Source organism: Pseudomonas sp. MD195_PC81_125, assembly GCF_014060985.1.
Taxonomy (GTDB): domain Bacteria; phylum Pseudomonadota; class Gammaproteobacteria; order Pseudomonadales; family Pseudomonadaceae; genus Aquipseudomonas; species Aquipseudomonas parakoreensis.
This window is the reverse complement of record NZ_JABULD010000065.1, coordinates 1-12,215: the sequence shown is the minus strand read 5'-3', so window position 1 is coordinate 12,215 and position 12,215 is coordinate 1. Positions and strand designations below refer to the sequence as shown.

Genomic DNA, 12,215 nt, shown 5'->3' with positions numbered 1-12,215 from the left:
GAGTTGTGAAGATTGTGTGGGAGCTGGCTTGCCAGCGAAGAGGCCAGATCAAACACCACCGAATCAGCAGAGACGCCACCCGATGACCCACCCTCAGCCCCTTGGGCCCGAACACCCCGCGCATCGCCCTGATCGGCGAATGCATGATCGAACTCCAGCACCGCGCCGACGGCAGCCTGCAGCAAAGCTTCGGCGGCGATACCTTGAACACGGCGGTGTATCTGTCCCGCGCCCTGGGCGACAAGGCTCAGGTCGATTACGTCACTGCGCTGGGCGATGACAGCTTCAGCGACGCCATGTGCCAAAGCTGGGCCGATGAAGGCATAAGCCTCGACATGGTGCAGCGTCTGCCCGGTCGTTTGCCGGGCCTGTACTGCATTCAGACCGACGCCAACGGCGAGCGACGTTTCCTCTACTGGCGCAATGAGGCGGCGGTGCGCGATTGCTTTACCACTCCGGCGGCGGAGCCGATTCTTGCAGCGCTGCCGGATTACGACGTGCTGTATTTCAGCGGCATCACCCTCGCTGTGCTTGGCGCCAAGGGCCGTGAGCGTTTGATCCAGACCCTCATCGAAGCCCGGCAGCGCGATGCGCGGATCGTCTTCGATAACAACTATCGGCCACGTTTGTGGGCGTCACAGGAAGAGGCGCGGGCGGCCTATCGCAGTGTGTTGCCGCATGTCGATCTGGCATTGCTGACCGTCGATGACGAGCAGGCACTGTTCCATTTTGCCGATTGCGACACGGTGTTTGAGGCGTACGCGCAGATCGGCACGCCGGAAGTGGTGCTCAAACGTGGCGCCGAGGCGTGCCTGATTCGTTGTGATGGCGAGGCGTTCGAAGTGCCGGCGCAGAAGGTCGAAAAGGTGGTGGATACCACGGCGGCGGGGGATTCGTTCAGTGCGGCGTATCTAGCCAGGCGTTTGCTGGGTGGCAGTCCGGTGGAAGCGGCGCAGGCTGGGCATTGGCTGGCGAGTAGGGTGATTCAGGTGCCGGGAGCCCTGATCCCCAGATAATCGGCGAATGGCCGATTGCTGCGCAATCGGTTCGCGGGCAAGCCCGCTCCCACAGGGTACGCATTCCAAACTGTGGGAGCGAGCTTGCTCGCGAAGAGGCCCTGAGGCCAAGCACTCAATCGCGGAAAAACACCTGCACCAGGTGATAGCCAAACTTGCTCTTGATCGGTCCGTGCACTGTGCGCAGCGGTTTCTTGAAAATCACCGCATCAATCGCGCCGACCATCTGGCCCGGCCGCACTTCACCCAGATCGCCGCCGCGCTTGCCGGACGGGCAGGTCGAGTATTTCTTCGCCAGCACATCAAACGCTTCGCCCTTGGCAATGCGTTGTTTGAGCTGTTCGGCCTCTTCGGCGGTTTTCACCAGAATGTGGCGGGCTTGGGCTTTCATCGTGCGATACCTGTAACGGGGTGACGGCGGGGCGCGGGATTATGCCTCAAGTGACGGCGTTTGGTTGATCATCTCGCGGATCTTGTTCGCCAGCACTTCAATCGAAAACGGCTTGGCCACCATGTCCATGCCGTCCTCGAGAAAGCCCTGACGCTCCGCGGCTTTCTGCGCATAACCGGTCATGAACAGCACCTTCAGTCCCGGACGATGCTGGCGGGCGATTTCCGCCAGTTGCCGGCCGTTCATCCCCGGCAGACCAACGTCGGTCACCAGCAAGTCCACACGCAACTCCGATTCCAGCAGCGGCAGGGCGGCGCTGGCATCGGCAGCTTCGTGGGCGAGGTAACCCAGCTCCTTGAGCAGGTCGAGCACCAGCATGCGCACCGCCGGGTCATCTTCGACCACGACCACGGTTTCCCCGCAAGTGGCCGTCGGCGCTGCACTGAGGGTTTCCACGACTGGCCGTTCGGGCTCCAGCAGGTTCAGGCGCGGCAAGTACAGGCGCACACAGGTGCCCTGATTCGGCAAACTGTCGAGGCTGACATGGCCACCCGATTGCTGGGCGAAGCCATAAATCATCGACAGCCCGAGACCCGTACCCTGACCAATCGGTTTGGTGGTGAAGAACGGATCGAAGGCCTTGGCGCGCACTGATGGCGTCATGCCGGTGCCGTTGTCGCTGACCGCCAGCATCAGGTAGTCGCCGGCCTTGACCGGTTCGAGGGTGGTGATGTCGTTGCCGTCGAGGTAGACGTTGGCGGTTTCGATCAGCAGTTCGCCGCCGTCGGGCATGGCGTCGCGGGCATTGATCACCAGGTTGAGCAGGGCGTTTTCCAGTTGGCTGACGTCGGTGCTGATCGGCCACACATCGTCGGCCAGGCGCAGCGTGAGTTCGATCGGGTCACCCTTGGTGCGGCGAATCAAATCTTCCAGCGAATGAATCAGTTCGTTGACGTTGAGGGTCTTGCGATCCAGCGATTGCCGACGGGAGAACGCCAGCAGGCGATGGGTCAGGGCGGCTGCACGGTTGGCCGACGACACCGCCGCTTCGGTGAAACGGCCGATTTCCTCGGCGCGGCCGTCGGCGATGTAACGCTGCATCAGGTCGAGGCTGCCGATGATCCCGGTGAGCATGTTGTTGAAGTCGTGGGCGATACCACCGGTGAGCTGGCCGACCGCTTCCATTTTCTGTGCATGGCGCAACGCGTCTTCGGCGCGCTCGCGTTCAAACATCTCGTTCTGCAGGCGCTGATTGGCCTGGGCCAGTTGTTCGGTACGGGCGCTGACCCGTTCCTCAAGGGTTTCATTGAGGTTGCGCAGTGCTTCTTCGGTCTTTTTCCGTTCACTCTCGTCGATCACGAAAATATAGAAACCGTTGACTGAGCCATCGGCGCCGTGGCGCGGCAGGTAATTCATCAGCGCATGACGGCTGCTGCCGTCACGGTGCGGGGTGTACAGGCTGAACGAGCAGGGACGCCCGGCCAGCGCCTCGGCGATGTACGGCGCGCGCAGGAAATAGGCTTCTTCGCCGATCACTTCGCGAATGGTGCGGCCATACAATTCCTGAGGCGTGAGGCCGTACCAGTCCAGATACGCGGCGTTGTTCAAGCGGAAGCGCTCTTCGTGGTCGACGTAACTGATGAGGATCGGCATCGCGTTGATGATCAGCTGCAATTCGGTCTGGCTCTGACGCAGCGCCTGCTCGGTGTGTTTGCGCTCGGTCAGGTCCAGCGCGGCGCCGAGGAAACGCACGGGTCGCCCGTGGTGGTCCTTGTAACAGCGGCCACGGGCAAACACCCAGCGCAGTTCGCCGTCGGCTTTGAGCAGCCTGTATTCCTCGGCGTATTCGGTACCGTGGGTAATGCAATGCTTGATGCTGCGGGCGATCAACGCGCGGTCTTCGGGGTGCACCCCTTGCAGGTAATCGCTGATCGGCAGTTGACTGGCCAGCGCCGGATCAATGCCGTGCAGTTGGGCGAAATGGGCATCGGCGATGAAGCGGTCTTCACCGATGTCCCAGTCCCAGGTGCCGACGGCATCGGTAGCGGCCAGCGCCAGTTGCAGGCGTTCCTCGGTGTCGCGCTGGGCCTTGAGGCTTTCTTCGGAACGACGTTGCAGTTCAAGGGCGATACGCCGGCGCTCATTGGTTTCGATGGCCGTGACCAGAATTCCGGCCACTTGCGCATCTTCATCGCGGATGGGGCTGTAAGTCAGGTCCAGCCAGAAGTCGGACTCCTTTCCTTCGCGTTGCAGGGTAAATCGCCGTTCGCTGTAGGTGCGCACCTGGCCTTGTAGGACGGCTCGATAAATCGGGTCGGTAAAGTCCTGAAGTTCTGGCCATATCAGGTGCGCCGGCTGTCCGAAAGCGTGCGGATGCTTGCTGCCGGCGAGCATCGCGAAGCCATTGTTGTAGATCTGCGTGAGCTGCGGCCCCCCACAACAGCAGCATTGGCATCGGCGAGTGAATCACTATATCCACCGCGGTGCGCAGGCTTTGCGGCCAAGTGCCGGCGGCGCCCAGCGGAGTGCGGGCCCAGTCGATACGGGCGATCAGGGCTTGAGCGTCATCGGGGGTGGGTGCTGCGTTCATCACATCTATCCTGAGCGTCGGTCAGTGCGTTGGCATCTACTATTCTTGCACTTGCGGTAGACGCTGTATGACCCGTTACGTCACGACAGCGGGTCATTTCTGTTCATTGAATGCTTCGCGGGTGCTTATTGCCATGGAAATCGATGCACTGTTGCTCCGTCTGTCGAGCCAGCACGGCTCGGATCTGTTTCTGTCCACGGGAGCGCCACCCAGTGCGCGTATCGATGGCGTGCTGACGCCGTTCAGCGAGCAGCCATTCAAACCCGGTGAGGTCGAGGCCATCGCCAACTCCCTGATGGACGCCGAGCAGCGGCGTGAGTTCGATCGGGAACTGGAAATGAACCTGGCGATTTCCCGCACCGGTGTCGGACGTTTTCGCCTGAACATCTTCAAGCAACGCAACGATGTGTCAATCGTGATCCGCAACGTCAAACTCGATATCCCGCGCTTCGAAGACCTCAAACTGCCGCCGGTGCTGCTGGATACAGTGATGCTCAAACAAGGGCTGATCCTGTTCGTTGGCGCCACCGACTCCGGCAAGTCGACCTCGCTGGCCGCACTGATCGACCATCGCAATCGCCACAGCAGCGGGCACATCATCACCATTGAAGACCCGGTGGAGTATATCCATCGACACAAGCGCTCGATCATCAATCAACGCGAAGTCGGCGTCGATACCCGCAGTTTCCATGCGGCGCTGAAAAACACCCTGCGCCAGGCCCCGGACGTGGTGCTGATCGGTGAAATCCGTGACCGCGAAACCATGGAACATGCGCTGACGTTCGCCGATACCGGGCACCTGGTGCTGTCGACGCTGCATGCGCACAACGCCAATCAGGCGCTGGACCGTATCGTCAATCTGTTCCCCGAAGAACGCCGCCCGCAGTTGCTGCATGCGCTGGGCAACAATCTCAAGGCGTTCGTCTCGCAACGGCTGGTGCGCACGTTGGACGGTCAGCGCCGCGCAGCGGTCGAAGTGATGCTCGGCACGCCGACCATTGCCGACCTGATCCGCCGCAACGAATTGGGCGAACTCAAAGGCATCATGGAGAAGTCCGGCGAGGTCGGCATGCAGACCTTCGACGCGGCGCTGTATGCGCTGGTGGTGGAGGGCGTGATCAATGAGGACGAAGCGCTCAAGCATGCCGATTCACAAAACAATCTGCGCCTGCGTTTGAAACTGCATGCCGAAGCGGGCCCGGCGCCCGCGCCTTCATCATCAGGCGATTGGGGTTTGATGGATTAACACCTCACCCCTGTGGGAACGAGCTTGCTCGCGAAAGCGGTGTATCAGTCACATTACTATCGACTGCCGGGTGGCATTCGCGAGCAAGCTCGCTCCCACAGGAGGAACGTTTAGTCCGACAGCTCCGGGCGATTGCGAAACTGCTCCAGCGCTTCAGGATTGGCCAGCGCATCAGTGTTCTTCACCGGTTCGCCATGCACCACATTGCGCACCGCAAGTTCGACCACTTTGCCACTGATGGTGCGCGGAATATCGGTCACCGCGACGATCTTCGCCGGCACATGACGCGGTGTGGTATTGGCGCGGATCACTTGGCGGATCTGTAGTTGCAGGTTGTCATCGAGCGTCACGCCCTCCTGCACACGCACAAACAGCACCACGCGCACATCGTCCTGCCATTGCTGCCCGATCGCCACGCTGTCCAGCACCTGCGGGACTTTCTCGACCTGACGATAAATTTCCGCCGTACCGATGCGCACGCCGCCGGGGTTGAGCACGGCGTCGGAGCGACCGTGGATCAGCATCCCGCCGTGGGGCAATTGTTCGGCGTAATCGCCTTGGGCCCAGACGCCGGGGAACAGGCTGAAATAGGATTTGCGCAGCTTTTCGCCGTCAGGGTCGTGCCACAGACCGACGGGCATGGCCGGGAAGTGCCTGGTGCAGACCAGTTCACCTTTTTCGCCGACCACTGCAACGCCGGCGTCGTTCCACACTTCAACCGCCATGCCCAGGCTCTTGCCCATGATTTCGCCGCGGCGCACGGGCGACAGCGGGTTGCCGTTGACGAAGCACGAGACCACATCGGTGCCGCCGGACATCGACGCCAGGCACACGTCGCGCTTGAAGTCGCGGTAGACGAAGTCATAGCTCTGCGGCGACAGCGCGGAGCCCGTGCAGAGCAAGGTCTTCAGGCTACTCAGATCATGGCTTTGCACAGGCTTCAAACCACTGCTTTCCAGTGTCGCGAGAAACTTGGGGCTGGTGCCGAACACGCTGATGCGCTCGTCGTCGATCAAATCCAGCAGTCGCTCGTGGCCGGGGTGAAACGGCGAGCCGTCATACAACACCACCGCGCTGCCGACCGCGAGAGCCGAGACCAGCCAGTTCCACATCATCCAGCCGCAAGTGGTGTAGTAGAACAATCGGTCACCGGGGCCGAGATCGACGTGCAGGCCATGCTCCTTGGCATGCTGCAACAGCACGCCGCCGGTGCTGTGCACGATGCATTTCGGTACGCCGGTGGTGCCGCTGGAATACAGCACGTACAGCGGGTGATTGAACGGCACCGGGACAAACCGCGGTTCGCCGCCGGGTTGGTAGAAGTCGTTCCACAACGTCACGTTGGCACGGGTGTGGAAATCCTCGGCACGGGCCTGCGCGCGAGCGTAGGGCACGATGATCAACTGCTGCAGCGATGGCAGTTGCGCGAGGATTTCGTTGACCTTGGTGGTTTGATCAATGTCTTTGCCGGCGTAACGGTAGCCGGCGCAAGTGATCAACACTTTGGGTTCGATCTGGCCGAAGCGGTCGATCACGCCGTGGGTGCCGAAGTCCGGCGACGAGCACGACCAGATCGCCCCCGAGGCTGGTGGTCGCGAGCATCGCCACCAGGGTCTGCCAGGTATTGGGCATGCACGCGGCCACCCGGTCGCCGAGGCTGACACCGGCGGCTTGCAGGCTGGCCTGAAAACCGGCGACGTGCTCGGCGAGTTCGGCCCAGGTCAGTTGTTCGCGCTGACCGTTTTCCGCCACGGCGATCACCGCGACCGCATCGTCACGACGGCGCAGCAAGTGTTCGGCAAAGTTCAGGGTCGCGCCGGGGAACCATTCGGCACTGGGCATTTTCGCGCCTTCGCGCAGGACGGCGTCGGGTTGGGTGTGAAAGCGGATATCGAAGAAATCGACGATCGCCTGCCAGAACGCTTCGCGCTGATCCACGCTCCAGCGGTGCAGATCGGTGTAGCTGCTCAGCGCCAAGCCATGACGCTGATTGATATCGCGGCGGAACTGATCCATGCGCGATTGGGCGATACGCTCGGCATCGGGTTGCCAGAGGAGGTCGGACATTGGTTTGCCTCTTGTTTTGTTGTTCCAGCACACAGGTCAGCGTGCAGCACGTAATTCTGTGGCGAGGGAGCTTGCTCCCGATCGGCTGCGCAGCAGTCGTAAATTGCCGCGGGCGGCTTCGCCACCCAGCGGGAGCAAGCTCCCTCGCCACAGGGGGCTTGCGCTGTTTACTGCGCCAACCAGCCCCCCATCAATATTCCACGCCGCCCCCCGCACCTGACTGCCAGCCTCACTGCACAGAAACAACACCAGTTCCCCCAGATGCTGCGGTGTGACGAATTCCAGCGACGGCTGTTTTTCCGCCAGCAAATCATGCTGCGCCTGCTGCGGATCAACGCCTTTGGCGGCGCGATCATCGATCTGTTTCTGCACCAGCGGCGTCAACACCCAGCCCGGGCAGATCGCGTTGCAGGTCACATTGCTGGTGGCCGTTTCCAACCCGACCACTTTGGTCAAACCGATTACCCCATGCTTGGCCGCCACATACGCAGCCTTACCGGTCGAACCCACCTGGCCGTGTACCGAGGCAATGTTGACGATCCGCCCCCAACCCTTGGCGCGCATGCCCGGCAGACTCAGGCGGGTGCTGTGAAACACCGAGGACAGGTTGATCGCGATGATTGAATCCCAGCGCTCCACCGGAAACTCCTCCACGGCCGCCACATGCTGAATCCCGGCGTTGTTGACCAGAATGTCGACGCCGCCGAATTTGCGTTCGGCGTAAGCGATCATGTCGGCAATCTGCGCCGGATCGCTGACATCCGCCGGGTGGTGACCGACCTTGCCGCCGAACTGGCCGACCTCGGCGATCACGCTCGAGGCATCACCGAAACCGTTGAGAATCAGGTTGGCGCCGGCCTTGGCCAGGCTCAGGGCGATGCCCAGACCGATGCCGCTGGTAGAACCGGTAACCAGTGCGGTCTTGCCCGAAAGAGTCGTCATGAATACCTCACACAATGCCAGTGGCGTAGAAAGTACCGATCACTACGAAGACCGCCAGGGTCTTGATCAGCGTAATACAGAAAATGTCTTTATAGGCTTCGCGGTGGGTCAGGCCAGTGACTGCCAGCAAGGTGATCACCGCGCCGTTGTGCGGCAGGGTGTCCATGCCGCCGCTGGACATCGCGGCCACGCGGTGCAGCACTTCCAGCGGAATGTTCGCCGCGTGCGCCGCGGTGATGAACTGCTCGGACATCGCCGCCAGCGCAATGCTCATGCCGCCCGACGCCGAACCGGTGATACCCGCCAACAAGGTCACGGTAATCGCTTCGTTGACCAGCGGATTGGGGATTTGCTTGAGCCAGTCGGCCAGCACCAGGAACCCCGGCAACGAGGCGATTACCGCACCGAAACCGTATTCCGAGGCGGTGTTCATCGCCGCCAGCAATGCGCCGCTGACCGCACTTTTGCTGCCTTCGGCGAGTTTACTGCGGATCGCCTTGAAGCCGAACACCAGCACCATCAGGATGCCGATCAGCAATGCCGCCTGCACCGCCCAGATTGCGGTGAGCTTGGCGATTTCCGTGGTTACCGGCGTGGCCATGCCGGGCAGCGCGAGGCTGTGGGTCTTGCCGTACCACTGCGGAATCCACTGGGTGAACAGCAGGTTCATGATGCCCACCGCCAGCAGCGGTGAGAGGGCGATCCATGGGTTCGGCAGTTTCAGGTCTTCGGCGGTTTCCGGTTCGTTACGCAGTTCGGTGCCATAGCCCTCACCAGCCCGCTGGGCCTTGTTGCGTTGGCGCTGCAAGAACAGCATGCCGACGCAGAACACGAAAATCGTGCCGATCACGCCCAGCCACGGCGCGGCCCATGCGGTGGTGTTGAAGAACGTGCTGGGGATGATGTTCTGAATCTGCGGCGTACCGGGCAGGGCGTCCATGGTGAACGAGAACGCGCCGAGGGCGATGGTCGCCGGGATCAGGCGCTTGGGGATGTTGCTCTGGCGGAACATTTCCGCGGCAAACGGATACACCGCGAATACCACCACGAACAACGACACGCCGCCATAGGTGAGCAGGGCGCAGACCAGCACGATCACCAGCATCGCCTGACGGGTGCCGAGCAAGCGAATCGCTGCGGCCACGATCGAACGGGAGAACCCCGACAACTCGATCAACTTGCCGAACACGGCGCCAAGCAGAAACACCGGGAAGTACAGCTTGATGAAGCCGACCATTTTCTCCATGAACACCCCGGTGAAGGCAGGGGCGACGGCGGAGGGGTCGGTCAGCAGGACAGCGCCGAGGGCGGCAATCGGGGCGAAGAGAATGACGCTGTAGCCACGGTAGGCGGCGAGCATCAGCAGCGCAAGGGCTGCCAAGGCAATGATCACACTCATGGAGTGTCTCCAGGGATTGTTATTTTTGTGGGTGTTGCGGGTGCAGGAGAGGCGTTAGCGAGATCTGTGCCAGATATTCAACTTGTTGAAATATAAGGTTTTTATAGAGTTTTTCGATCAGCTATTCGAAGCAATGTCTCGATAGTGAGACTTTTTTTGAGGCGAAAAGATCGCAGCCTTCGGCAGCTCCTACATGGGATTTKCRTATCATCCTGTAGGAGCTGCCGCAGGCTGCGATCTTTTGCTCTTTACTCTGGCAGTTCGACCAGCCCGTCGACATCGGTCATCGCCCGTTCCAGCAAGTCCGCCGGCAGACTCTTGCTGGCCCGCGCACCGAGCAGTTTGAGCTGCTCACTGCGGCTGACCAGGTTACCGCGCCCTTCCGTGAGTTTGTTGCGCGCCGAGCTGTAAGCCTTGTCCAGCTGTTGCAGACGATTGCCGACCTCGTCCAGATCCTGAATGAACAGCACGAATTTGTCGTACAGCCAGCCGGCACGCTCGGCGATTTCCCGGGCGTTCTGGCTCTGCCGCTCCTGCTTCCACAGGCTGTCGATCACCCGTAACGTCGCCAGCAACGTGGTCGGACTGACGATCACGATGTTGCGGTCGAATGCCTCCTGGAACAACGTCGGCTCGGCTTGCAAAGCGGCGGAAAATGCCGCTTCGATCGGCACGAACAGCAACACGAAATCGAGGCTGTGCAGGCCTTCCAGACGCTTGTAATCCTTTCCGGCCAGGCCTTTGACGTGACTGCGCAGCGACAGCACGTGCTGCTTGATCGCGACCTGGCCGAGGGTGTCGTCTTCAGCGGCGACATACTGCTGATACGCCGTGAGGCTGACCTTGGAGTCGACCACCACCTGTTTGTCGCCCGGCAGGTAAATGATCACGTCCGGCTGGAAGCGCTCGCCGTCCGGCCCCTTGAGGTTGACCTGGGTCTGGTACTCGCGCCCCTTCTCCAGACCGGCGTGCTCCAGCACCCGTTCAAGAATCAACTCACCCCAATTGCCTTGGGTTTTCTGGCCTTTGAGAGCGCGGGTCAGGTTGGTCGCTTCGTCACTCAGACGCAGGTTCAATTGCTGCAGACGCTCCAGCTCTTTGGCCAGCGAGAAGCGCTCGCGGGCTTCGGCCTGATAGCTCTCTTCCACGCGTTTTTCGAAGGACTGGATGCGCTCTTTCAGTGGATCGAGCAACTGGCCGAGGCGCTGTTGACTGGTCTCGGCAAAGCGCTGTTCACGCTCATCGAAGATCTTCCCCGCCAGCTCGGCGAACTGCGCGCGCAACTCATCGCGCGAGCCTTGCAGGTCGTTGAGGCGTTGTTGATGGCTTTCCTGTTGCTCGCGCAGTTCGGCGTTCAGCGAAGCGGCCTGGGCGTCGAGGCGGCGCAATTCGGCCTCTTTGTTGGCGCGCTCGATGTTCCAGGCGTGGGACGCGTCACGGGCGTCATCGCGTTCGATCTGCAGCAACTCGACTTCGCGGCGCAGAGCCGCCAACTCCGCCTGCCTGGCGGCATTGGCCTGGCCGAGGTCGACGATTTCATCGCGGCTGGCTTCCAACTGCGCGTTAAGCCCGTCCTGCGCCAGTTGCGCCATGGCCAGGCGCTCTTCGAGCAAGGCGACCTCGGCTTGCCGGTCGCTGGCCCGCCGCTGCAGTTGCCAGGCCAGCGCCAGCAGCGGCAATCCCGCGCCCGCCAGACCGAGCAACACGCTGGTCAAGTCCATAGCCATAGCCACTCCTGCCGATCCGATAAAGCCTGAAGGTTAACCAAGGCGTGGGGTATTGGACAGCTCAGTCTTCGAGCAGACCGAGTTCCCGTTGTGCACGACGGTCGCCGGCGCGAGCGGCCTGGCGCAGCAGATCCTGGCCGATGCGCCGATCCCGGGCATTGCCACACTCGCGGCACATCAATTGGCCGAGGCGACTTTGCGCCGCGACTACGCCTTCGCGTGCCGGTTGCTTGAGCAGGCGCCCCGCCAGATGCTTGGCATTACGCTATCGCCCAGCCGCGGGCTGTCGAGCAGCCATTCGGCCACACGCACGGAAAATCGCTTGGGAGAGGTAACACGAGGGTGTTCGGAGGTAACAGAGTCTGATACTGAGCGAAACTTCATAAAACACTGTGGGACAGATCGGAAGGCGCGCCACTCTACTCTCTTTTTCGTACAGGTAAAGTCGAAAAAAACCCGGCACGCCCGTGCTAGAGCAAGCGCTAGGGACAATCCACAGAAGCTGTGGATAACTCAGTGGACAACCGCTTCCGAACTCGCGCAAAGCCTTGTGGAATGGGGCTCGCAGTCAAACTGACGATTTTTTCACCAACAAAAAAAGACGATATTTTTCATTGACTTAAACTTTTGATGCAGGCAGCCATCGGGGTCAGGATTGATATGACAGTGAGGTTACCGTCTGCGCAACTAATGTGCACAAGTACCTGTTACCCGGTTATATCGATGCGCTTTTTCGGGTCGTTTTGCACCCTGAGCAGTGGATAAGCGGGTTGGCGATGGGCATGACTGCACGCTTTTTGTGGCGACGGACGGCTTCTTCGCTAGCAGGCTCGCTCC

Annotated in this window: 5 protein-coding genes and 4 pseudogenes; 2 read left to right on the top strand and 7 right to left on the bottom strand. The window is 61.1% G+C overall.

From position 1 onward, the window contains the following. Positions 1 to 101 precede the first annotated feature (101 nt). Positions 102 to 1,016 (top strand): sugar kinase, encoded by a 915-nt coding sequence (locus HT737_RS03225; RefSeq protein ID WP_306287153.1) that lies wholly within the window; start codon positions 102 to 104, stop codon positions 1,014 to 1,016. Positions 1,017 to 1,131: 115 nt separating this feature from the next. On the opposite strand, the gene HT737_RS03220 is transcribed toward HT737_RS03225, so the two are convergent. Both HT737_RS03220 and HT737_RS03215 read right to left on the bottom strand, forming a co-directional pair. Further along, positions 1,132 to 1,407, bottom strand: coding sequence for a peptidylprolyl isomerase (locus HT737_RS03220; RefSeq protein ID WP_003225447.1), 276 nt, complete (start codon positions 1,405 to 1,407; stop codon positions 1,132 to 1,134). A gap of 39 nt (positions 1,408 to 1,446) precedes the next feature. After that, a pseudogene (locus HT737_RS03215) lies at positions 1,447 to 3,997 on the bottom strand (PAS domain-containing protein). Between the two features lie 133 nt (positions 3,998 to 4,130). Here HT737_RS03215 and HT737_RS03210 point away from each other — a divergent pair. Further along, entirely contained in the window at positions 4,131 to 5,243 is a 1,113-nt protein-coding gene (locus HT737_RS03210; RefSeq protein WP_182401411.1) for a PilT/PilU family type 4a pilus ATPase, read from the top strand. Between the two features lie 110 nt (positions 5,244 to 5,353). Here HT737_RS03210 and HT737_RS03205 read toward each other — a convergent pair. The 5 genes and pseudogenes from HT737_RS03205 to HT737_RS03185 all read right to left on the bottom strand — a co-directional run bounded on the left by HT737_RS03205 (position 5,354) and on the right by HT737_RS03185 (position 11,690). Next, a pseudogene (locus HT737_RS03205) lies at positions 5,354 to 7,310 on the bottom strand (acetoacetate--CoA ligase). Positions 7,311 to 7,487: 177 nt separating this feature from the next. Continuing rightward, a pseudogene (locus HT737_RS03200) lies at positions 7,488 to 8,252 on the bottom strand (3-hydroxybutyrate dehydrogenase); the annotation flags it as partial. 7 nt (positions 8,253 to 8,259) lie between these two features. Beyond that, on the bottom strand, positions 8,260 to 9,651 hold the full coding sequence (locus HT737_RS03195; protein ID WP_182401407.1) for a GntP family permease: 1,392 nt from the start codon (positions 9,649 to 9,651) through the stop codon (positions 8,260 to 8,262). 248 nt (positions 9,652 to 9,899) lie between these two features. Further along, positions 9,900 to 11,264 (bottom strand): DNA recombination protein RmuC, encoded by a 1,365-nt coding sequence (gene rmuC / locus HT737_RS03190; protein WP_179294988.1) that lies wholly within the window; start codon positions 11,262 to 11,264, stop codon positions 9,900 to 9,902. Between the two features lie 175 nt (positions 11,265 to 11,439). Continuing rightward, a pseudogene (locus HT737_RS03185) lies at positions 11,440 to 11,690 on the bottom strand (hypothetical protein). Between the last annotated feature and the right edge of the window lie 525 nt (positions 11,691 to 12,215).